Origin of the sequence: Pseudomonas sp. UME65 (genome assembly GCF_014170225.1) — a bacterium.
GTDB classification, from domain to species: Bacteria; Pseudomonadota; Gammaproteobacteria; order Pseudomonadales; family Pseudomonadaceae; genus Aquipseudomonas; species Aquipseudomonas protegens.
In genome coordinates this window covers 106,941-130,834 of sequence record NZ_LZZQ01000016.1, presented here as the reverse complement: position 1 = coordinate 130,834, position 23,894 = coordinate 106,941, and the positions used below count along the sequence as shown (strand labels likewise).

9 protein-coding genes are annotated in these 23,894 nt (G+C 67.8%); all 9 read right to left on the bottom strand.

The window, feature by feature from the left end; genetic code table 11:
• Window positions 1-120: 120 nt before the first annotated feature.
• The 9 genes from A9971_RS25885 to gspK all read right to left on the bottom strand — a co-directional run bounded on the left by A9971_RS25885 (window position 121) and on the right by gspK (window position 23,894).
• On the bottom strand, window positions 121-12,684 hold the full coding sequence (locus A9971_RS25885; protein WP_182999878.1) for a filamentous haemagglutinin family protein: 12,564 nt from the start codon (window positions 12,682-12,684) through the stop codon (window positions 121-123).
• A gap of 200 nt (window positions 12,685-12,884) precedes the next feature.
• Window positions 12,885-14,063, bottom strand: a complete 1,179-nt coding sequence (locus A9971_RS25880) for a substrate-binding domain-containing protein (protein WP_103291126.1) — start codon at window positions 14,061-14,063, stop codon at window positions 12,885-12,887.
• Between the two features lie 125 nt (window positions 14,064-14,188).
• Window positions 14,189-15,367, bottom strand: coding sequence for a substrate-binding domain-containing protein (locus tag A9971_RS25875; RefSeq protein ID WP_041117934.1), 1,179 nt, complete (start codon window positions 15,365-15,367; stop codon window positions 14,189-14,191).
• A gap of 542 nt (window positions 15,368-15,909) precedes the next feature.
• Window positions 15,910-17,121: a type II secretion system inner membrane protein GspF gene (gene gspF / locus A9971_RS25870; RefSeq protein ID WP_011061051.1), complete on the bottom strand. Its 1,212-nt coding sequence runs from the start codon at window positions 17,119-17,121 to the stop codon at window positions 15,910-15,912.
• Window positions 17,121-18,542 (bottom strand): type II secretion system ATPase GspE, encoded by a 1,422-nt coding sequence (gene gspE / locus A9971_RS25865; RefSeq protein ID WP_015635436.1) that lies wholly within the window; start codon window positions 18,540-18,542, stop codon window positions 17,121-17,123. The genes gspF and gspE overlap by 1 nt, the downstream gene beginning before the upstream one ends.
• 220 nt (window positions 18,543-18,762) lie before the next feature.
• On the bottom strand, window positions 18,763-21,147 hold the full coding sequence (gspD, locus tag A9971_RS25860; protein WP_065363918.1) for a type II secretion system secretin GspD: 2,385 nt from the start codon (window positions 21,145-21,147) through the stop codon (window positions 18,763-18,765).
• Window positions 21,144-21,710: a type II secretion system protein GspM gene (gspM, locus tag A9971_RS25855; protein ID WP_015635434.1), complete on the bottom strand. Its 567-nt coding sequence runs from the start codon at window positions 21,708-21,710 to the stop codon at window positions 21,144-21,146. The genes gspD and gspM overlap by 4 nt, the downstream gene beginning before the upstream one ends.
• Window positions 21,703-22,917, bottom strand: coding sequence for a type II secretion system protein GspL (gspL, locus tag A9971_RS25850; RefSeq protein WP_182999877.1), 1,215 nt, complete (start codon window positions 22,915-22,917; stop codon window positions 21,703-21,705). Before gspL ends, gspM begins: the two co-directional genes overlap by 8 nt.
• Window positions 22,914-23,894: a type II secretion system minor pseudopilin GspK gene (gene gspK, locus A9971_RS25845; protein WP_182999876.1), complete on the bottom strand. Its 981-nt coding sequence runs from the start codon at window positions 23,892-23,894 to the stop codon at window positions 22,914-22,916. Before gspK ends, gspL begins: the two co-directional genes overlap by 4 nt.

Here is a 23,894-nt window from a genome sequence, read left to right as displayed (position 1 = left end):
ATAATTAAAATTCATTGTTTTTATTCATTGCATTCCTTCCTGGAATAGCACCTCCCCTGCTCCCAAAAAAAAAGGGGGCGATCGACGATCGCCCCCCAAGCCTTGCTACCACGAGAGAACCTACAGCGTCAGTTGCCCGCGCTCCTCATCGGTCAGGCGCGCCCGGGCCTGGTCGCTCAAGGGCCCGGCGCCCAGCACCTGCACCGGGCTGTCGGGGTTGTAGCCCGGGGCGCGGCTGGCGTCTTCACGGGGGCGTTGCACCGGTTCGCTACCAAAGCCCAGCACTTCCACGGTGACGATGGACGCCCGGCCCTGCTTGGCCGCCGCCTGCTGGTTGCGGGCGGCATCTTCCGCGGCCTGGGACGCGGCGGAGCCGGCGGCGCTGGCCGAGGTCATGGCGCCGGTGTTGACCGCCGCCGTGACCGGCACCCCGCTGGACTTGCCCTGGGTCTGGATGTTCGCCGCGTTGACCACCCGCAAAGCGGCGATGTTGACGTTGCCCGAGACCCGGATCCCCGCCTCGCCGGCATCGATGGTGCCCAGGGGCGCGATCAGGTCGATGTCGCCGGCCGCCACTTCCGGTATCGGGTTGAGAGTGGCGATCCCCGCCCCGGTGCTGGGCACCGACGGCGACAGGCTGACGTTGCCCCAGTTGTCGTAGACCCGCTTGGGCGGTGTATAGACCACGGTGGTCTTGGAACCGCGGCCGGCGTTGATGTCGCCCGCCGCCGACCAGCCCATGATCGAGCCGCCGAAGGTGGTCATGATCCGGCTCTGGCCCAGCAGGATGCTGCCCAGGGAGTACAGTTGGATGTCCCCCGCGCCCTGGGTGATGATCCCCGCCGAGGCCGGTGGCGCCGTGCCTTCGATGCCGAAGGTCTGGTTGCCGCCCGGGGTCAGCATCTGGATGTTGCCGCCAAAGTCGGTGTGCACCCCGGCACCGCCGAACAGGGTGATATCGCCCTGGTAGGTGATCGGGTTGCCCGCCACGTCGGTGCTCGGGAACAGCCCGGCAATCGCCGCACGGCCACGGGCATAGCTGCCCTGGCGCATGCCGCCTTCCTCGGTGTACTCGCGGCCGGCGGCCTTGAGCTCGGCAAAATACACATTCCGGGCAAACACCCGCTGTTGTTCCGCGGGCAGGGCCGCGTAATAGGCCCGGGCCTGGGCGCTGTCGCCGACAAAGCCGAAGCGCTCGGCCAGCCAGTCCAGCAGTTCGCCCTCGTAGGTCTTGGCCACCCGGGCGCCCGACAGGCTTTCGCCCGGCTGGGCGAGGTTGGCCGGGTCCAGGTAAGCCTCGACGAAGCGCCGGTAGTCCGGGCCGTTGGGGCCGAACCCGGCCTGCATCACGATGCTCGCCCCGGGCCGGCGGTCCCCCGGCGCCACGGCACCGATGCTGGTGACGCTGACCTTGTCCTCCATGAGGATGTTGCGCCCCGCGGTCAGTTCCAGGGTGCCGGGGCCGGCGACGTTGAAGTTGCTGTAGAGGATGTCGCGCCCGGCGCTGACGACGGAGATGTCGCTGGGGTTGTTGTGCACGAACAGGTTGCCCTGGGAGGTCGAGCCATTGACCGGGTCCTCGACGCCGAAGGTCCGGCCACTGCTGACGATATCGCGCCCGGCCATCATCCACACCGGGCGGCTGCCCTCGTACCAGGTCTGCCCCGAGTGCAACTGTGAGGCCGCCTGGCCGAAGGTGATGATCCGGCCGCTGTTTACCCCCATCAGGTCGCCGTTCACCGCATAGAAACGCGCCGGATCGGCCGGGCCGGCAACCAGCCCGGAGACGCTGCCGGAACCGAAGGCGAACAACGGCAGGATCGAGCCGATGACCGGGTTGCCGTTGACCGACAGGTTGCTGGCCACCACCTCACCCTCGATGCTGCCGACAAATGCCGGACGCCAGGGCGTGGCCACCGAAGCGGCCGCGGCGCCCGACTGGCTGACGGTGAAACCGCCCGCGTAGATCGAGTCCTGGGCCAGGAACTGCAACTGCCCTGCGGCGCCCGGCGCCAGGAACAGCGGCACCCGGTAGTTGAGGTCGCCGACTTGCGCGCTGGCGGCCTTGCCATAGTAAAGGCTGCCGCTGGCTGCCACGGCCCTGAGGATCGACGGATAGACCACCGCCAGATCGGTGCTGCCAGGGCTGGTGAGCGGGGTCAGGTTGCCGCCCAGGGACATCAGGTCGATGGCGGTACGCTCGGTCCACAGGGTGAACCAGCTCCGGCCGCTGCCTTGCTGGCTGCCACGGCTGAAGAGCGCGGTGTTGAACTGGCGGACCCGGCCCGGGTCCTCGACGTTCTGCACCACCAGGTCGCCGCGGCTCTGCAGGTTGAAGGTGGCATCGCCGGGCACCAGGGTCAGGCCGCCCTGGGCCAGGCCACGGGTGGCGCGCAACGGGTCGAAGGCCCGGGCTTCGCTGGGGTTGTGGTCAACGGCGGTGCCGCCATAGTGCAGGTCGATGCTGCCCAGGGAGGCACTCTGCAAATGGCTGCTGCCACGCAGGTTGACCACCACCCCGTTGCGATGCTCGATGACCAGGTTGCTGGCCGGGTTCAAGGCGCCCGCAATGTTCACCCGCAGGTCGCCACCGCCGGTCAGTTGCAGGCTGCCATCGCTGGCGACCCGGCCGGTACTGCCCACGGCCAGCACCAGCCCCTGGCTGCGGGGCGCCACGGTGGAGGCGCCGGCGCTGTCCGTCAGGCGCTGGAGGATGCCCGCGTCACCGCCGACATTCAGCTCCAGGTTGCCGCCGCCCAGGGTGCCGAACCCGGTAAAGCCCAGCATCCGGTCGGCGCTGCCGTTGGCCGCATAGGTGCCGAAGTTGATCCACCAGGCAACGGGTTGCGCCGAACCGCCGGTGGCGACATCGCCGCTGCCCTGACGCCACAGCCAGTTGCCCACTTCGGCCGAGTCCTGGCCGTTGTCCTTGGGGTTGGGCCAGGCACGGCTGTCGTTGGCGGTACTGCTGATATTGCCGGTCAGGTCGCCACCGGCACTGACCCGCAGGTTGCCCCCCGCCTCCGGGTACCAGGCGCGGTACAGGCTGGTGCCGCTGCCATTGACGAACTGTTCGAAGTAACTGCCCGGGTCATTGAGCACCGTGGCTCCCGTTCCCAGGGCCCGTGGCTGGTTGTAGGGATCGCCGGCCGTCGTCGCCGTGGAGGAAGTACCGGCGGTGTAGACCCCGTACAGCGAGTCCATGCTCAGGTTGCCGGCGCTGAGCAGTTCAAGGTCGCCGGTGCCGGTGCGGATCACGCTGAAGCGACTGCTGGACGGCGTTGCGCCATAGGTCTTGCTGTCCAGGGCCATGCAGAAGGCGGGCGACTCTTCACAGAAGGCCGCGACGGACGACTGCCCCAGGTCCAGCAGGAGTTGCTCATCGATCGGATCGCCGGCCTTGACCACCACCCCGGCGCCCGCCAGCTCGTCCACCGCCAGCTGGGTCCAGGCGTAGCTGGCCTTGATCGCGCAATAGGCCGGGCTGTCGGCACAGAACTGCTCGATCGAGGTCTGCCCCAGATCCACCAGCAGTTGTTCGTCGATCGGATCACCGGCCTTGACCACTATCCCTACGCCGGCCAGGTCATCCACCGCCACCTGGGTCCAGGTCCGCACCACCTGGCTGGGCAGTTCCTTGGCGAACATCCCGTAATGGCTGTCCGCCAGATGCAAGTCACCGCTGCGTGGGTTGGCCTGCACGATGCGGCTGTCAGCTGCGCTGGTATCGGCCCCGGCCACCAGGCGCAGGGACCAGGATTGCGAGCCTTCGGCAAGCATCGGCGCAATGGCCCAGAGCTTGCCCTGGCGCCCGACGTCTTCGGGCCGCAACTGCACCGAGTCGACGCCGCTCGGCAGCTTGACGTTGGTGCCGGCCGGGATCAGCCCGCCCTTGGGCAGGGTCTTGCTGCCGTCGAGCATGACGATGTTGTTGTTCACATTGGCCAGGTGTACTTGCGGCAGCGGCACGCCCTTGGGCCAGGTCATGGACCGCAGCTGGGTGCCCTGGGTCAACAGCGTCCCGGCCTCCAGACGGGTGCCGGCGACCAGGGTCCGGGGCTCGGCGAGCAGGGTGCCGGCGGCGAACAGCAGGTTGCCCGAGGCATCGCGAATCGCCGCCGCCAGTACCGTACCCGCCGGCAGTACCAGGGTCTGGTCCAGGGTCGCCGTGACCGGCAGGCGCGTGCCCGCGGCCACGGTCAGCCCCTTGATCGGCAGGTCGTAGTTGAGGGTGCTGCCCGCCGGGAAGGCGGTGCCGTCGGCCAGGGTCACGCCGTTGCCCGGCACGATGATAGTGCCGCCGGTGAAGTCCACGCCCGGCAGCAGCACCCAGCCCTTGTCGTCCACGGTGGCAGGCGGCGGCGCGAAGCCGTCGTTGATGCTGCCATAGACATTCAGGTCGCCCCCGGCGCGCAGGGTCAGGCTGCCGACCTCGCCGGAACCGTAGACCGAGGTCTTCTGGCTGTGGGGGTTGAGGCTGGCATAGCGATAGCCCGACAGGTCCAGGTCGCCCTGCACCACCAGGTCGCCGTCTGCGCTCTTGCTGACGATCTCGACCCCGGGCCGCAGATGGAAGGCGTCGGCATAGCCGGCGTTGTTCAGGCCGGCCAGCTTGTTCTGCAGCAGGTCGCTGTTTTGCAGGGCCGCGTTGATAAAGGCCGTGCTCTGGGCATGCTTGGCATCCAGGTAGGCCTGGGTGATTTCCTGGTAAGGGCGGCCGCTGGCGGTGGCGTCGGTTTTTTCCGGAGCATCGTCGTAGCGCAGCATGCCGTTGACCGCAATCGAGCGCGCGCCCTGGATATCCAGCGGGCCGCGGGCATCGATGTCGATGTCGTTGCTGCTCTGGTCCGCCTGGACGAGGCGCGGCGCGTTCAGCTCCAGGGTGCCGCGGCTGCGACCGTCGTTCTGCCCCGCCGCGCTGCCCACAGCTACGTCGGTGCCGTGGCGCAGGTCGATACGCGCACCGTCGGCCAGGGTCAGGCGGCCCTGGCCCGAGCTGAGCACCACGCTGGCGCGGTTCGGTGAGTCGATGATCTTGCCGTAGCTGTCCACCCGCAGCTTGCTGCCGTGGGCATCGAGCACCGCGCTGCCGTCCAGGGTCAGGCCCTTGCCGGCCGCCAGGTTGATACTGCCGACCCGTTCGCCGCTGGCGTCCACTCGCCCGGTAACCCGCAGGCTGCCGTTGTCCACCGAGACGTTGACGGTGCTGGCCCTGACCCCGTCGCCGATGGTCAGGTCGCCCTGCTTGAGCTGGAAGCTGCGTGCGCCAAAGACCTGGCCCTGGTTCAGGCGCTGGTTGAGGGCGGCGAACTGCTCGTCCAGGGTGCCGCTGCTGCCCAGGTGCTGGGCCTGGATTTCCACCGTGGCGCCGAGGAACGGCACCAGGGTGCCGCCGGCATCGTAGTAGCCGCTGCTGCCGCCAAGGACCTTGCCCGCCAGGTCTACCCGTCCGGCCGCACTGTCCAGCGCCACCGCCCGCAGCTTGCCGGCCTGGTTATGGGTGGCCGAAAGGTCGATGGTCGAGCCCATGGCCTGCAGCACATTGCCGGTAGCGCTCTGCAGCAGCACTTCGCCGCCGGCGCCGTATTTGCTCAGGTCATTGAAGGCGATGGTGCGGCCGGCCACATCGATCAGCGCCGCATCGGTCAGGCTGACATCACCCCGGGCCCCCAGGGTTACCTTGCCGCTGGGCAGCACCACGGCACTGGCCAGGCGGATGCTGTCGCCCTGCAGAGACAGTTCCGCGCCCTGGCCATTGGCCTGGCCACGAGGGCCGGCCGAGGCGCCGATATCCATGGCGCCGCCAGCGGTGATGCGGTTCACCGAGCCGGCCTCGCCGGTCATCAGTGGGGTGAGGATATTCAGGTTGCCGCCGCTGTAGGCAAACCCCTTGAGCGGATCGAAGGCGCCCTGGCTCTGGTAGACCGACAGGCTGCCCTTGTGGTTGGCGGTAATGCGCTGGCTGGCATTGAGGTCGACGTTGGCAAAACCCAGGGCCAGGCGGTCGAAACTCTTGGTGGTGCTGGGCTGGGCAAAGGCCCCGTAGCCGAACTCGATGCGTTCGGCATTGATTTGCAGGCGGCCGCTGCCGGTTCCGGCACCGCCGGCCACCACCGCGCCTGCCGGGGTCTCGGAACCCTGCCAGATCAGGTTGGCGGTGTGGATGCTGGCCACATCATTGGCGCCCCCGGCACCGTAGATCGCCGGGGTGGAGAGCATCAGGTTGCTCAGCAGCGACTTGCCGGTCGCCGGGTCGTAGGTGTCCAGGCTGGCGCTGCCGTAGAAGTTGAAGCCGTCCCGGGCCGAGAGCTGCAAGGTCTCCAGGGCCGGGGCGCCGAACTGGGTATCGCCGCGCAGCAGGCGGTCGAGCAGTTGCTGGGTCAGGGTCATGCCGCTGGGCAGGCGATTGCCCGCCGCCGCTGCCGCCAGCGCCTCCGGGCTGCCGACGTTGATGTTGTTCAGGCCCAGGTTCAGGTGGCGGGTGCCGTAGCGCACCTGGTCACCCAGCTCGAAGGCGTTGTCGGTCAAGGCAACGAGGCTGCCATCGGAATACAGTGCGGTCTGCCCGCTGCACGGCGCGCTGGCGCACACCCCAAGCCGGATGCCACCGCTGGTCTGTCCGCCGGCCTGGGCCTTGCTGATCACGTTGAGCAGGCCGTTGGACACCGCCAGCATATTGGCCACCTGGTAGGTGAAACCGTCACGGGCGTCATAGCTGGCCTTGCCTCGGCCCAGGGTATTGATCGAGGCGCCCTGCTCCAGGACGATCTCGCCGGTGTTGCTCACCAGGAACACTTCCGGCGCGGCCAGGGTGGCGCCCTCGCGCAAGGTGATCGAGCCCTTGGGCGTGTTCACGCCTTCGGCCACGGTGATGTAGTTGCCGCCCTGGCCGTACTTGACCAGCGTCAGGCCGCCCAGCATCAGGCGCGCTGCGCCCATGGCGTTGAGGCTGTCGGCATCCAGGGTAACGCCGTTGAAACCCTGGGTGGCCGACTTGCCGGCCGCCACCACTTCGATGTTGCCACTGCCCATGTTCAACACCGCGACGGTGCCGCCATAGCCCCCCGCAGCGGCATCGAAACGGCCAATGCCCTTGAACGAGAAGGCATCCGCACCGGCCCCCGGCTCCAGGGCCAGCTTCAGGGTCTTGGCGTCCACCGGCAGCATCGGCCGTGGCACCCCGAGCTTGGCGGCATCGGCCAGGGCGAACTGGGCATAGCCGGTTTCGTTGTACTGGGAATAGCGGCGCAGGGTGTCGGCCGAGGTCAGGATCAACTGGCTGGCGACGCTGTTGCTGATCCCGGTATGGGCGATCGACAGGCGCCCGGCGGTGGACCAGGAGCCATTGCGCAACGGCTGGGTCGCGCCTTCGGTGCCGAGCCCGGCCAGGCCGTTGATCTCGACGCGAAAGGCCCCCGGCATCAGCGCATAGGTGGACGGCATCAGGGTGTAGGTGCCCGCCGCCAGCCCCGGAACCCCGGCGCCGATGGTGATCTGCTGGCCGATCAGCGGGTCCACCGCGCCGCCCTCCGGTGCCACCGGCGCATAGCCCGGCTGCACCCCGGGCACGATGGCGTAGATCGGGTTGCTGCCCAGGCCCGGGAGGATGAAGCTGCCGTTGGCGCCGATCTGCACCAGCGGGCTGTAGCGCGCATCGGTGGAGCCGCCGCGCCCGGAAATGAACCCGGCGCCCAGCAGTTCGCCACCGCCGGACAGGTCCACAGTGGCATCGGGCTGTACCTGCACCGACTTGCCGCCCAGGATCACCCCGACGCTCAGGTCGCTGTTCTCATTCACCAGGGCGCCCTGGCCGAGGAAGGTCACGGTCTTGCCGTTGTACTTGTAGACCTGGCCATCGACGGTGCCGCCGTAAGGCAGTACCAGGCCCTTGCCGCTGACCGAAGTCAGGCTGCCGGGCAGCAGCTCGACCTTGCTCGCGCCCAGGTTGCCGATCTCGATCAGCCCCAGGGGTGCACGGACCACCCCGCCCTGCTGGATGTTGGCCGCGCCCAGCTGCAAGCGGCCGAAGGCCGAGTACGGCACAGGCGCCTCGCCATGGCCGGTGCGGCCGATGGTCAGGGTGCGCGTGGGGTCGAAGTTGATGCTGGTGCCGGAAATATCGTTGAGGTAGCCGGCAATCACCCGGGCCCCGACCTCGGTGCCCGGGTACAACTGCGCGGCCCGCAGGGTCATGTCGCCCTGGGTCAGCAACTGGGTGCTGATGCCCTTGGCGATCACATCGGCCCCGGCCCCGGCGAGAAAGCGCAGGTCGCCCTGGCTGGTCAGTTGCACATGGTCGAACCCGCGGCGCTCGACGCTCAGCAGGCTGTTGTCGGCCTGGCGCAACGTGCCCTTGCTGCCGAACACCACGTTGCCACGCACATCGATCAGGTTGCCGCTGGCATTGAACTGCGCCTGGGTGGCCTGTTGCGACGGCGTGCCGGTGGAGACCGGACGCACGTACTGGTCCTTGGCTTCCAGCGGCGCGAGGATGCCCGCCAGCAGCAGGTAGGGTGCCGACAGGTCGACCCGGCTATTGGCCGCGGCGCTGTCGCTGAGGTTCAGGGCGCCGCTGTACAGGCGCAGGCTCTGGCCCATGTTCAGCGACACATCGCCATCGAAGCTCAACAGGCCGTTGCTCAGCAGTGCCAGGTTGTCGAAGCCGCCGGCGGTGACTTGATCCACCCCGAGGCGGCCGTGGCCATACTCCAGGCTGGCGGCTGCGGCGTCGGCGCTCGCGGGCAGCGCACTGCCCTGGTGGGTCTGGCTGAGCACCAGTTCCCGGGCCTTGAGCACCCGGTCACTGACCGCGTTCTTGATGTAGTACGGGCTTTCCAGGGCCAGGGACAAAGTACCCCCTGCAGCGCCAGCGCCTCCGGCCCGGGCGACGAAGCTGCCGTCCAGGTACAGGCCGTTGTTGGACGCGAAGCTGATGCTGCCACCGTTGCTGGCCACCTGCACCCGGCCCTGGCCGGGAATGTCCAGGGCCGCCTGGGCGCCGGAAGCGTCGAGACGCGCCCCCTCGCGCACCACCACAAACAGGTCGCTGGCCTTGGCGATACCGGTGGCCAGGTCGATCTCGCCGCCGATGGCGATCTTGCCGCCATTGCGCACCTGGCCGTAACGGCGGCCACGGTTGTCCACGGCGCTCACCGCCCGCGCCGCCACATCAATCACCGCCTGCTCGCCGACCCAGATCGAGCGCCCGTGACCGGCGGCATTGGCGGCCTCGGAACTGGCCACCGTCAGGCCGCCCAGACTGACGCTGCCGCCCCAGGCATTGAGCGTGCCGTTCAGGGTCAACTGGCCGACGCTGCGCAGGTTGATGGCCTGCCCCGGGTCGACACTGATCACCGCGCCCTGCCCCACGCTCAGCGCCGTGGTGGCCAACTGGGCGGCCGTGGAGTACTGATTGCCGGCGCTCAGGGTCAGGCCGGCGCCACGGCGCTGGGTCAGCACGCCCCTGGTTGCATCCTGCTGGTACAGCTGCGGCAACCAGCGCTCCAGCACCGTGGCCGGGTCGCTGCCAGTGGCACTGCTGCTGGCCTGGGCCCCGAAGCGGTAGACCGGCATGTTGACCTCGACCTGGGCGCCCTCGGCCACGGTCAGCCCTTCGTTGCCGGTGATGTCATAGGCACCGAAGCCCTTGTTGAAGAAATCCCCGGCCAGTTGCAGGGTGCCGGCCTCGGGGGCCGGATCATGGGCGCCAATCAGCACCTTGTGCGCCTGCAGGGCCAGGGTGCCGCCGCCGTTGACCCCATACCCGCGCAGCTCGCCATCGAGGTCGAGCTTGCCGTCGGCGGCCAGTGTCACGTCGCCGCCCTTGCCACCGCTGGTCTTGCCGTCATAGGCAATGCTGGCGCCGGAGCTGGCATCCACCAGGGTGCCGTTGGCCAGGTTGAGGTCGCCGCTGCTGCGCAGCGACACCTTGCCCCCGTTGATAAAGGCCAGGCCGCTGCTGTCCGAGGGGTCCAGGGCCAGGTTGTTCCAGCGCCCGCTGGCATCCAGCTTGACCCCGCTGGCCACATCGACTCGGGCCTGGGCGCCGCCGGTGGGCGCGAGGATCACATCGCCGACCACGAAGTTGCGGTTCACATCCACCTGGTTCAGCACGTTGCCGGCGTTGATGCTGCCACCGTGGGCGGTGAGGTTGGCGTTGATCTTGACCTCTGGCCCGAACAGGGTGATGTCGCCGCCATCGGCCACCTTCAGCGCGCCGTTGACCTGGACCTGCTGCCTGGCGCCGACCTTGATCGCCCCCAGCTGGAAGCCGTTGAGCTGGTCGCTGTCCAGCACCAGCTGGCCCTGGCGGTTGGCCGGCAGGGCTGTGGCGAGGTCCAGGCCGTCGGCGATCTTCTGCTGGTTGGCCTCGATCAGCACCTTGTCCACGCTGGGGCTCAGGGCGTAGCGCAGGGTGCCGCTGGCCTTGTTGTAGATCGGCGTGTAGTTGCCAATGATCAGTTGCGCGCGCTGGGCCGCGGCCTTGTGCGATTGCTGGTAGCCGTCGAGGTTGATGTTCGGCGCCTGGGTCTGGCGGTCGCCCTTGAACACTTCGCTCACCAGCTGGCCTTCGAGCACGGCGTTGCTGGTGCCGATCACCAGCTTGCCGGCGTCGCGGCCGACGCTGTAGCCGGCCTCGTAGCGGCGCTGCTGGGCGATCAGCGGGTTGTAGTAGTAATCGGTGCGGCCCCAGCGCGGGCTGCTGTCCACATAGCCCTTGTAGATGCCGGTGTAGAGCAGGTCCCCCGGCGCCCTGGAGAGCTCGTACAAGCGCCCGTCGGCGCCCTTGAGCCAGGTCTGCTGGATGTAGCCGCCCTGCACATCGACGGTGCCGCCGGAGAGGTTCAACTGGGCGCCGGACTGGGTCACCACGTCCTTGCCGGTGAAGGTCAGGGTACCGCCCTGGGCCATCCACTCGCCGATGTTGTGGCCCTGGGTGCCCAGGTAGCCGCCCACTTCCAGCAGGCCGCCGGCGGTGTACCAGCGATCGGTGGCGTAGCCGTTGGTGCCCGCCGGGACGAACACCAGCTCGCGCAGGTCGACCCAGACGTCGTTGTTGATCAACTGGCCGCTGTCGCGGTTGCCCGCCGAATCGCGCTGCTCGTTGCCCTGGACGTTGATCTTGATGTTGTTGGACTCCATCGCCACCTTGACCCCGACGGCGCCGGCCACATCGATCACCGCGCCATCGCGCACCAGGCTGCGCTGCCCGGCACTGACCGCCACCTGGCCACCGGTGGCCAGGGTGATGGAGCCGTCCTGGAAATCCACGGTGCCGCCGCTGACGATCTCCACCCGGGACTGGTCGCTGCGGTCGGCCACGCTGCTGAGGTTGTTGAACTGGCCGGTGATCAGGTTGGTCGGGGTGCCGTCGAGGTTGATCAGGCCGTTGTTGCGCTGGCTGTCCAGAGCGCTGCTGCCACTGCTGTCCAGAAGGATTGCGGTGGTGCTGCCCTGCCCCAGGGTCACGCTGCCGGTGCTGTCGCTGGCGGAGTTGAGCAAATGGATGGTGCCGCGGGTGTCCACCGAAGTGCTGGCCAGGGCCACGCCGTTCTGCGCCACCTGGTGCCCGGTGAGGGTGATGTCGCCCGTGGAGGCCATGATCAGGCCGCTGTTGCTGACCTTGCCGGCGCTGCTGCCGGCCTTCAGCGAAGTGGCAACTTCATTGCCCCGGGTGGTGGAGTGCTGGTTGCCGCTGGTGCCGACCCCGCGGCGGATGTAGAAGCTGTCGCCGGCCGCCAGGGTGGTCTGGCCCTTGGCAGTGACGATGGTGCCGGCGTTCTCCACTTCCGAGCCCAGCAGCAAGGCATAGCCGCCGGATTCGGTGGAGGTGGCCGCCGGGTGGGTCTGGATCAGCGCGCCACGCTGCACCTGGACCTTGCCCAGGGCATCGCTGAAGGTCGGCTGGGTGCCGTTGGCGTCCACATAGAGCCCGCGCTGGGTGAACTGCTCGTCGCTGATGGTGGCTGCGGCCGCCACCAGGTTGCGCACATTGACCTGGCTGGTGCCGGTAAAGATCACCCCGTTGCGGTTCATGATCATCACCGTACCGGCGCCCTTGATCTGGCCCTGGATTTCACTGGGCCGTCCATTGGGGTCGTTGACCTTGTTCAACAGCGCCCAGTTGGACTGCTGCTGGAAGTCGACGGTGGTGTTGCGCCCGACGTTGAAGGTCTCCCAGTTGAGAATGGCCTTGTCGGCGGTCTGCTCGATGGTCACCGTGGTCTTGCCGCCGGACTGGCTCTGCACCGGCCCTTTGGCATTGAGCCAACCCTGGGTCAGGCTGTTGTCGACCTTCAGCCCGCCTTCGCCGAGGCCATCGGGAATGGTGCTCACCGTGCCGAATGCGGCCTGGCGTGCGGCAGCCTGGGCCGCTTGCTGGGCGGCGATGGCGGCAACGCTGGAATTGAGGTTGCTCAGGGAGCGCTGCAACTGCTGGTTGGCGCGGGTCTGCTGGGACAGCGGCGGGATCCCCGGAACCTGGCCGTTGGTGCGCGCGGCGGTGGCGGCCTGGGACGCGCCCTTGTCGGCGAACCAGCCGGAACTGAAGGCCGTGGCGCCATGGGCACTGCCCGCCACCATCAGCAGGGCGATGGCCTGGGCCAGGGGCTTGAGCCGCAGGATCGGCAACTCGCCATCAGGGCGCAGCGCGGGGGATTTGACCGGTGGTTTGCAGCGAACCATTACTACTCATCCTTTGTTATGACGCCCACGGGAGCGCGACGCTTGTAGGGCCCAGGGCGCGCGTCACTGCTTTAGGGGATAGGCCGTTGGCGCGAGGCGCGACCGAACGGATGTCACGGAAAATTCATCTTTGGGGTGCAGGGTGTCGCCCCTGCCCCTGCGTGCCACGGCGGCAGGCAGGGGCAAGCGGCGCTGGCCGGCTAGAAAGGTCGGCCAATGGCGTTGCAGATATTGGGGTTGCCGATACTACGCAGGCTGGCGGGCGTCACGAAGGCGTTCCGTATCGCGGCCTTCCAGATCGCCGGCAAGGGTTGCAGGTTGTTGTTGAGCAGTGCCGCATCGTTAGTGACCAGCGAACCGTACTGGCGGGCAAAGAACGCCCGCACCTGGGCGGTTTGCGCCGCATCGGCGTAGCACTGGCTGAAAATCGCGGTGCTAAAGCCCAGGATCGGATAACCGACGCTGGGAAATGGCACCACCGAGGGGTCATTGCCATCGAACGAAGCGGCGAACACCGGTACCCACCTGATGGGGTCGCTGAACGGGCCGGTCGATAGGTTCGCCGTCGGCGGGCTGATCAGGCTGATGGCGTTGACGATGTTCGCCGGTGTCGGGGCTATCCCCCCTACCCGCGCTACCTTGCTGCCATCTTCCAGCCCGGCAAGGGTGCTGGATGCGTGGCTCGAACCGATGAAGGTCACACTCCCCGGGGTTGCATTGAGCACTTCCATGATCTGGGGGCTGCCCTGCGCGCTCTTGGCGGTCTGTGGCACCGAGGCTGGATAAGCGTTGGCGAAGAACCGGGTCACCGCGAAAGGCCCGGCCGGTTCAGAGCACTTGGCATTGAGAAAACGGGTAAACAGCTCGGTGGTGCCACTGGGCCCTTGCGGGTAGACCACCGTCAGTGGTCCGTAAGTGCCTGCACCGCTCGACAGGTACTCCCAACGGTCCAGCCGGCCCGAGAAGATCCCGCACACGTCATTGACGCTCAGGTCCAGGTTGCCAATGCCGGCCTTGTTGAAGCGGATCGCCACCGCCGTGGCGGCGACGGGCACCTGGATCAACGGCCCCCAGCTCGCGCCATGGGCCATGGAGTAGCCGTCGAGCTCGCTGCCTCTCAACTTCGATTCAGTGGCCACCCAGTGCACGTTCCGGGTAGGGGCGCCCGGAATCAGGCGGTTGTAGTCGTTGTTCAGAAAGGCTTCCTTGTCCCCGAGATCAGAGCCGATGTAGGGCGCAAAACCCGCCGTCAGTACGCCGGGCGCCAGGTAGTACGACTGCGGCAGCGTCGACCCGCCACCGTTGATATCCGCCAGGGCCAACTGGGCACATAGGGCGCTGCCCACCAGTGACGTGGCTAACCAATGCATTTTGAACATGACATGACTCCTGTCGTATCAGGACGGGCGAGCACTCGTGCCGGACCGTTGTGCCGAGCATGAAAAAAATCAGCAACGGTCGAAACCGTTGCTGATCCGGGTGCTGCAGGTATCGGACGCGAGAGTTACAGCGGACGGCCGATGGCGTTGCAGACGCTGGCGTTACCGATGCTCAGGCCGCTGGAGGCAGTGACGAACGAGTCACGTACTGCGGTTTTCCAGGCAGCTGGCAGAGGCACGAAGCGGTTGTTGTTGATGGCGGTGTCGTTGTTCACCAGGGCACCGTAGTGACGGCTGAAGAAAGCCCGTACTTGCGAAGTCTGGTTAGCGTCGGCGTAGCACTGGCTGAAGATCAGGTTGGTGAAGCCCAGGATTGGGTAACCGCTGGTTGGGTACAGGCGCAGGCTCTTGTCGCTTGGGTTGGCGTCGATGTTGGCCTGGGAAGTGAAGACAGGAACCCACAGGTTCTGGTCGCCACGAACAGTGGTATCAGGCACGGCAACCGCGGCGATAGCCGAGGAAACGTTGGCAGGCGCCGGGGAAACGCCAGCCACCTTGGCCACCTTGGTAGCGTCGTCCAGGCCGGCCAGGGTCGGCGCGGCGTAGTCCGGGCTCATGTAGGTGATGCGACCGTCGCCAGCGTTCAGCGCGTCCATGACGCCTTGGCTGGTAACAGCGGCAACCGCACCGGCAGGCAGGCCGCCCGAGTAGCTGGAAGCGAAGTTGGTGGTCACGGCGAAGGTGCCGGTCTCGGCGCACTTGGCGTTCAGGAAGCGGGTGAACAGCTCGGTGGTGCCGCTGCTTTCATTGCGGTAAACCACGGTGATGGCGCCGGTACGGCCCGAAGTCGGAAGCTGCTCCCACTTGGAAACGCGCCCCGAGAACACGCCGCACAGGTCATTGACGCTCAGGTCAACGGCAGCAGTGCCGGCCTTGTTGAATGGAACGGCAACCGAAGTGGCCACCGAAGGCACCTGGATCAGCTTGCCCCAGGCCGCTTGGTGATTGTCTTCATAACCTTTGAGCTCTGCTGCGCTGAGCTTGGAATCGCTACCGGCCCAGTGCACGTTCTTGCCGGTGGTGCCGGCCACGAACTTGGTGTAGTCGTTGTTCAGGAAGGCAGCCTTGCCGTTGCCGCTGCCTACGCCGATGTAGGGAGCGAAGCCGGCGGTCAGTACGCCAGCGGTCTGGTACAGCGGTTGTGGCAGGGTTGCGCCACCGCCGTTGATATCAGCCATTGCAGCCTGTGCCGAGCACAGGGCAGCCAGGGTCAGGGATGCCGCGAGAACGTTGCGCTTAAACATGAAGAATCTCCTTTCGTCGTGTTCGTACGTTGGGTGAATAGCTCTTGCATGACGCCATGGCACTCGGGCCAGAAGCCTTGATCCAGACGGCTTGATGGGTGAGGCCATGGGGAGAGAAGTTCGCAGTTTCCGGTGACAGATAAAGGAAAAAACCTCGGGAGAAAGCGGCTGTTTTTGCAAAAGATTCTCGGGTGTTTGTCCGAGGTTTTCGCGCCTTTTCCGGGAAAATGACCGCCAGGTTGCCGGGGCTGGAAGCGGCATTGCCCTGCAAGCGCCGAGGGGGCTGGCCACCGGGTCTGAACATGACAGAACGAGGAACCCGAGGTTGGCCCGTTGCCCGGTCGGGAGTGAGGCACGCGGCGCGAAATTTTATGGCTGCCCTGCCCTGTGCTTCGCACCACCGCTTCGCTCTCGTAGGAGCCGGCTTGCCAGCGAAGAGGCCCGCCAGCCCTGCATCGCCGCTGCCGACGCCTTCGCTGGCAAGCCAGCGCCTACGGACCGGGCCGGGCCGGACGGGGTCAGGTCGGGCGGGGTTGTGCGGTTCAGGTGACCAGCTGGTTGATCTCGATGATCGGCAGCAGTACCGCCATCACGATCACCAGCACCACACCGCCCATCACCACGATCATCAAGGGTTCGAGCAAGGCGGTCATGCCCATGGCCCGGCGCTCGATATCCCGCGACAGGGTCTGCGCCGCCCGTTCCAGCATCGGCGGCAAGGCGCCGGTCTTCTCGCCGCTGGCGATCAGGTGGATCAGCACCGGCGGAAAGACTTTTTCCACCCGCAGCGCCGCCGCCAGGTTGGCGCCTTCGCGCACCTTGGCCGTGGCCTCGCTCACGCTCTGGCTCAGGCGGTCGTTGGACAGGGTCTGGCGCGCCGCTTCCAGGGCCCGCAACAAAGGCACCCCGGCGCTGCCGAGGATCGCCAGGGTCGAGGCAAAACGCGCGGTGTTCAGCCCCAGGACAAAGCGCCCGATCAGCGGCAGGCGCAGGATCCGGCTGTGCCAGTTCAAGCGCGCCCGGGGGTTGCGCAGGTACACCCGCCAGCCCCAGAACCCGGCGACCATGGCGGCAAAGCACAGGCCGCCCCAGGCACGGATGAAATCACTGGCATTGAGCATGGCCAGGGTCAGCCCCGGCAGGTCCTGGCGCGCCTGGGAGAAGGCACTGACCACCTGAGGCACCACATAGCTGAGCAGGAAGATCACGATGCCTATGGACACCAGCCCCACCACCCCCGGGTAGATAAAGGCGGTGAGGATCTTGCCCCGCAGGCCGTTGCGCTCTTCGATGTAGTCCGCCAGCCGCTCCATGACCTGGGCCAGGTCGCCGGACTCTTCGCCGGCGGCAATCAGCGCCCGGTAGATCTCCGGAAAATCCCTGGGCCGCGCCGCCAGGGCCTCGGCCAGGCGCATGCCGCTGCGCACATCCGCGCGCACCGCGCTCAGGGTCTGGGCGATGTGCTTGCGCTCGGCCTGCTCCACCGTGGCGCTCAGCGCGGCCTCCAGCGGCAGGCTGGCCCCCAGCAGGCTGGCCAGCTGGCGGGTGGCCCAGGCCAGGTCGTTGTCCGAGAGCCTGGGGCGCAGCAGCCCCCCTGCTCCGCCGTCGCCGCCGTTGCCATCGAGCTGTACCAGCAAGGCGGTCAGGCCGCGGCTGCGCAGGCTGGCGAAGGCCGCACCCTGGCTGTCGGCTTCCAGGTGCCCGGATTCGATCTTGCCGAGGGCGTCGGCGGCTTCATAGCGATAGCGATTCATCAGGCGTCCCGTGTCACACGCAGGATTTCTTCCGGCGCGGTGGCGCCGCTGCGCACCCAGCGTTCGCCGTCCTCGCGCATGCTGAACATCCCGGCCCGGCGCGCGGCGGCACGCAGGGCCTGCTCCTCCGCGCCCTGGTGGATCAGGCTGCGCACATCGTCATCGATGCAGAACAGCTCATGGATCCCGGTTCGCCCGCTGTAGCCGATGTGGTTGCAGGCCGGGCAGCCCACCGGGCGCCAGGTGCCGGGGTTGGCCGGGTCCTGCTCCTTGCACTGGCTGCACAGGCGCCGCACCAGGCGCTGGGCCAGCACCCCGAGCATCGACGAGGCCAGGAGAAACGGCTCCACCCCCATGTCGATCAGGCGGTTGACCGCCGATACCGCGTCGTTGGTGTGCAGGGTCGCCAGCACCAGGTGCCCGGTGAGCGAGGCCTGGACCGCGATCTGCGCGGTCTCCAGGTCGCGGATCTCGCCGATCATGATGATGTCCGGGTCCTGGCGCAGGATCGCCCGCAGGGCCAGAGCGAAGGTCATGTCGATCTTGGCGTTGACCTGGATCTGGCTGATGCCCGGCAGGTCGTATTCCACCGGGTCCTCGACGGTGAGGATATTGCTGGTGCTGGCATCCAGCCGGGCCAGGGCCGCGTAGAGGCTGGTGGTCTTGCCGCTGCCGGTGGGCCCGGTGACCAGGACGATGCCGTGGGGCTGGCGGATCAGGGTATCCAGGCGCGCCAGCAGGTCCGGGTCCATGCCCAGGGTCTCCAGTTGCAGGCGCCCGGCCTGCTTGTCCAGCAGGCGCATCACCACCCGCTCGCCATGCCCGGTGGGCACCGTGGACACACGGATATCGATGGGCCGCCCGGCCACCCGCAGGGCGATGCGCCCGTCCTGGGGCAGGCGTTTTTCGGCGATGTCCAGCTGGGCCATGATCTTGATCCGCGACACCAGCGCGCCGTGCAGCGCCTTGCGTGGCGACACCACGTCGCGCAGGGTGCCGTCGACCCGGTAGCGCACCACCGAATGGGTCTCGAAGGGTTCGATATGGATATCGCTGGCCTCGTCCCGCGCGGCCTGGGTGAGCAAGGCGTTGATCATGCGGATTACCGGAGCGCCGTCCTGGGTGTCCAGCAGGTCGGTGATTTCCGGCATGTCCTGCATCAGGCGGTCCAGGTCCACCTCGTTCTCCGCTGCCCCGACCACCGCTGCTGCGCTGCCGGTGTCGGCGTAGGCGGTGGCCAGCAGGCCGTCGAGTTCCTCGTCGCGAATCCGCTCCAGGCGCGCCGGGCCGAACTGGCGGCGGGCTTCGCTGATGGACCAGCCAGGCGTCGAGGGGCACACCAGCAGCACCGCGCCCTGCTCGGTGTGGCGCAGGAGGATGCGCTGGGACTTGGCCCAGGCGTAGGGCAACTGGGTGGTCATGGCTGTGGCTCCTTGTGGGGTGCGGCGCCATTGCGTGGGCTGCCACGGTGAAACCCGCGATGCCCGCCGGCCTGGAAATGAATGGGGGCATCCCCCATAAGGCGCCGGCTTGCCAGCGCAGGCGCCAGCAAGATCAGCGCCCGATCCACGGGCCGCTTCGCCGGCAAGCCGGCGCCTACGAGGGGCTTGGCAGCCCGGATTTGGGGCCCCTTTGCCCCGTTCATTGCACCGGCACCGCGCGAATCGGCGCCCGCGGCGTCTGCGGTACGCCCTGCAGGGACACCGGCACTGCCCCGGGGATCGCCTTGCTCGCCGCCGGCAGTTGCGGCGCCTGGATATCCGGCATCACCCAACTGCGCTCCGGCTGCAACTGGCCCTGTACCCGGCGCATGAAGTCATAGCGATTGAGGGTAATGCTGCGCCCCGCGCCACTGTCGCGAATGATGTAGGGCCGCAGGAACACCATCAGGTTGGTCTTGGTCACGCTGCGCTTGTCGTTGCGAAACAGCACCCCGAGCCCGGGGATGTTCGACAGCCACGGCACTGCGTCGTTGCTCTGGCTGTAGCCGTCCTGCAGCAGGCCGCCGAGCACCATGATCTGCCCGTCATCCAGCAGGATGCTGGTGTCGATCGCCCGCTTGTTGGTCACGGTGCCGGCGTCCACCGAAGCCCGCTGGTCGACGCTGCTGACCTCCTGGTAGATATCCAGCTTCACCGTGCCGCCTTCGGAGATCTGCGGCCGCACATTGAGCTTCAGGCCCACTTCTTCACGCTGCACGGTCTGGAACGGGTTGTTGCTGGTGCCGCCACCGCCGGTCACATAGCTGCCGGTGACAAAGGGAATGGTCTGGCCGACGAAGATGCTCGCCGCCTCGTTGTCCAGGGTCAACAGGTTGGGCGTCGACAACACGTTGGTGCCGCCCTTGCTCTTCAATGCCCGGGCCAGGACCTTGAGGTCCAGCACCTTGCCGATCCCCGGGATGTCCACCGTGCCGTTGACCACGCCGACGTTCAGGCCCTTGGGCAACACGTCGATGCTGGTCTTGCTCGCCGGCGTGCCCACCAGCCCGCTGCCGCCGAGGTTGACCCCGCCAAAGCCGCCGCGCCCGGCGAGATTGCCGGCCTGCCACTGCACGCCGAACTCGCTGGCATCGTCTTCGCTGACTTCGACGATCAGGCTCTCGATCACCACCTGGGCGCGACGCTGGTCGAGCTGGTCGATGACCTCCCGCAGGTTGCGGTACAGCGGGTCCGGCGCCGAGATCAGCAAGGTGTTGGTGGTGGCATCGGCCTGGATGGTCACGCCACCGGCACTGAAGGCGGTGTTCTGGTCATTCTGCTGGCCCGTGCCGCCCTGGCCGGCGCTGCTGCCCTGGCCGTAGGCACCACTGCCGCTGCTGCTGTTGTTGAGGTTGCCACTGGCGGTGGGCGTGCCGCTGCTGTTCTGGCTCGCTCCCTGGGCGCCCTGGCTGTTGCCGCCCATGCCGCTGAGCATGGCCCGGGCGCCGTCGCTGCCGGCGCTGTCGCTTTCCCCGGTGAGCAGCCCGCGTAGGGCCTGGGCCAGCTTGCCGGCCTGGGCGTTGCGCAGGTACACCACGTGCAGGTTGCTGGGGTTGCTCTGGGCGTTGTCCAGTTTGTAGATCAGGTTGCGCGCCAGTTCGGTGCGCTCCGGGCTGCCGGCGCGGATGATGATGGAGTTGGAGCGCGGGTCGCCGATCACGCTGATCTTCTGGGTCTGGTCGGCGCCCTGGGTTTCCAGCAGTTCGGCGACCATGGTGGCGATGTCCACGGCGATGCCGTTCTGCACCGCCACCACATCGGTGTCGATGGCGCTCGGGGTGTCGATGCCGTTGATGATCTGCGCCACCCGCTGCAGGTTCTCCGCGTAGTCGGTGACCACGATGGTGTTGTTGCCCGGGTAGGCATTGATCGGGTTGTTCGGCGAGACGATGGGCCGCAGCACCGGAATCAGGTTCACCGCATTTTCATATTGCAGGCGGAAGGTGCGGGTCAGCATGCCGTTGCCCGCCGGCTTGTCGGCGCTGTAGATCGGCCCGCCCAGCAGCTTGGCGTCGGCTTCGGGCACCACCTGGGCCACCCCGCCCACGTCCACCACGGAGAAACCCTGCATGCGCAGGGCCGCCAGCAGCATGTCGTAGGCCTGGTGCGCCGGCACCTGGCCTTCGCTGACCAGGGTCAGGTTGCCCTTGACCCGTGGGTCCACCAGGAACTGCTGGCCGGTGGAACGGGACAGCGCGCGCACCACCGCCTGGATATCGGCGTCGACGAAGTTCAACTGCACCGGCTGATCCCCCAGAGGATTGCGCGGCACGCTGGTGCTGCGCGACGTGCCCTGGGCGCGGCTGCTGCTGGTCACCGGGTGCAGGACTTTCGGCCGTTGCGCCTGTTGCGCCTGCAAGCGCTCGCGGTCCGCCAGCAGATCGCCGCTGCGCCGGGTGTCGGCCAGGGGCTGGCCCAGCTCGCTGTCCACCAGCAAGGGCGGCGGCGTGGTGGAGGTGGTGTTGCTGCAAGCCCCCAGCGCCAGCAGCAGAAAAGGTGCGGCCTTGCGACACTGGCGCACGTAGTTGGAACCTGACCACTTCATGAAGCTTCCTTAGCGCCCTGCGCCTGATCCATGCGAACGGTCCCGGACAGTGTGCCTGCCGAGTCTTGGGCGGCGGCCGCGTCTGCGCGTTGCAGACGAGCCTCCACCACCTGCAGTGAAAACTGCCGGGGAGCCCCCAGCAGCCAGCCGACCACGGCATCCGCCGGGGCCTGCTCAAAGGTCAACCGCCAGCTCTCGGGGCCGGCTTGATCCGCGTGTTGCAACTGGTAGCGGCCCTGGAGCCCGGCCGCATCCAGGGCCTGGCGCAGGGCCTGTTCCAGGCTTTCGCCCGGGGCATTGCGAGGGCCTGCCGCGACCTCGTGCAGCAGCACTTCCAGGGCCTCGGCCTGGGAGCGCAGCTTGGGTGTCTCGGCTTGCCAGTAGTCGATCTTCTTCAGCGGCGGCTGGATCAGCAGCAACCACAGCAACAGCCCCAGCAACCCCAGGGCAGTGGCCCCCAGCAAGCGCTTTTCCCGCAGGGCCAGGCCGTTCCAGTGGCCCAGGGCCTGGGCCCGCAGGCGCGACCAGCGCGCCCGATACGGCGCCAGCATGGCCTTATTCATTGTCTTCTCCCGTTGCCTCGGCTGTGCTCTCTTCGGCTGGAGCCTGCCCCGGGGCCAGGCTCCAGCCATTGCCCTGGGCCTGGACGCTGTAGCCGGCCTGGATCAGGGCCCCCTGCCAGGCGCTGTCGGCGGTTTTCGGGGTGTCTGGCAACAATTGGAGCTGCAAGCGCTGCCCGGAAAACTCCAGGCTTTGCACGCTGCCCACCATGAACGGCATGGCCAGCCCCGCCTGGGCCAGCAGGTGGGCGAAGCCCTGGCTCGGGTCCGCCGCAGCGCCGCTCTGGCGCGCCGCCAGTTGCTGGCGAGCCTGTTGCAACGGATTGAGCACCACCGGCAATTCGGGGAATACCTGCTTCACCCGCTGGCTCATCTGCGCCTTGAGCCGCTGCCCCTGCTCTGCCTCGCGGGCGGCGTACAGGTTCAGGCCCAGCACCCAGACCGCCACCGCCAGGGCGCAGCAGCCCAGGGCCCGGCCCCAGCCCTGGGGGGCGCGGGTGCCGGCCAGCGCGCCGCTGTGCAGGCCCCAGGAAGGCGGCGTGCCGCTCCAGCACAATTGCGCTGGCAGGGGTTCTGGCGCTGGCAATGGTTGCCCCGGCAGCGCTGGCACTTCACCGATCCAGCACAGCTCGCTGGCGCTGGCGCGCAACTGCTCCAGGGTCTCGGCCACCAGGGGCTGCACGCTGCCCTGAGTGGCGCTCTGGCGCACCAGCAACTGCTCGTCCAGCAGGCACAGGTTGATCTGCCCAGGGGGCGGCACCGGCAAGGCGTAGGGCGCCGGGTACAGGCCGGCGAGCTTCAACCCGGCCTGCTCCAGCAGCCGCCCCAGGGCCTGCAGGCGTTCCCGGGGCAGCCAGCTCAGCGCCACCTGGCCCTCTGCATCCCGGGGGCCGTGGGCCACATGCATCTGTTCACTGGGGCCGAGGATCAGCGCCTGGGCAGCGCAAGCCACCGCGGCCTTGATCCGCGCAGCGGGCAATTGCGGCAATGGGATCTGGGTCAGCAGGCTGTCCAGTGGATGCAGGAAACACTCCACTGCGGGCGGCTTGTCCCCCTTGCCCGGCAACCCCAGTTGGCCCAGGGCACAGCAACCGGTATCCGTGACCCGCCCGCCGCGATCGAACCTTGCAAAATCCACCCGGCACTGCTGCGGCTGCTCGGTGCCGAGCAACAAGTCCAGGGGCGGCAGGCCGATGCGCAGGCGGCTCATGCGCCCACCCGCGACCAGATCACCTGGGGCATGCGGTCCTCGGGACGGTGCAGCAGCGCTTGCAGGCTGACCCGGCGCCGATCACGGCGGGCCTGGCCCTGAAGCAGGAACCACTCGCTGGTGATGCCGACCTTGATCTGGTCCACCTGCAACTGCGGCAGGCGCAGGCGATTGACGAAGTCGCCACGGTTGATGAACCAGTGCCCGGCGTCACGCTCGGCCACCAGGGCCCGGGCCCGGGACAGATCCAGGCCCGGCACCGCCGCCACCAGCACCTCGGCGCTGGCGGTGTTGCCGTTGATCCAGGTATTGCCCGGCAGGATGCTCACGTACGGCTCCAGGCGCGCCAGCAGTTCCGGGGTCACGCCCTCAAGGCCCAGCAAGTCGTCCAGGCTGCGCAGCATCGGCTGCCTGGGCGCCAGGGTCTGCGCCGCAGCGCCTGCCGAGGTCTGGCGACCGCTGTTGAAACTGCCATGGCTGCTGGTGGCGGCTGGCGCCTGCAGGCGCTGGGGGTAGGAAGCGATCACCCGCTGGCTGATGCGCCGGCCCAGGGCGCCGTCGATGCCGATCAGTTGGCACAACTGCTGGAAGCTCTGCAGTTGCCCCGCATCCACCTGCTGGTTGAACACCAGGTTGCGCAGGTTGAACTTGCCCTGCAGGTCTTGCAGGTGGCCCTGGAACCCGGCGTTGAATCCACCCAGGGCCTGGTCGCCGATGGGCCGCGCCCAGGCCTGGTCGAGGCGTGTCAACACATCACGCTGGCGCGTGTCCCAGAGCAGTTGCCGGCTGTATTCCAGGCCGCCCTGAAGCACCCCGGCAGCGACGATCCGCGCCTGTTCGGCTTCCACCGCACGGGTGAAAGAGGTTTGCCGGGTAAGCATGCCCCCGGCGATCACCGCCACCACCGCGGCGATCAGCAAGGCGCTGATGATGGCCATGCCACGCTGCTTCGCCGCACTGGGCGAATGGGCTTTCAC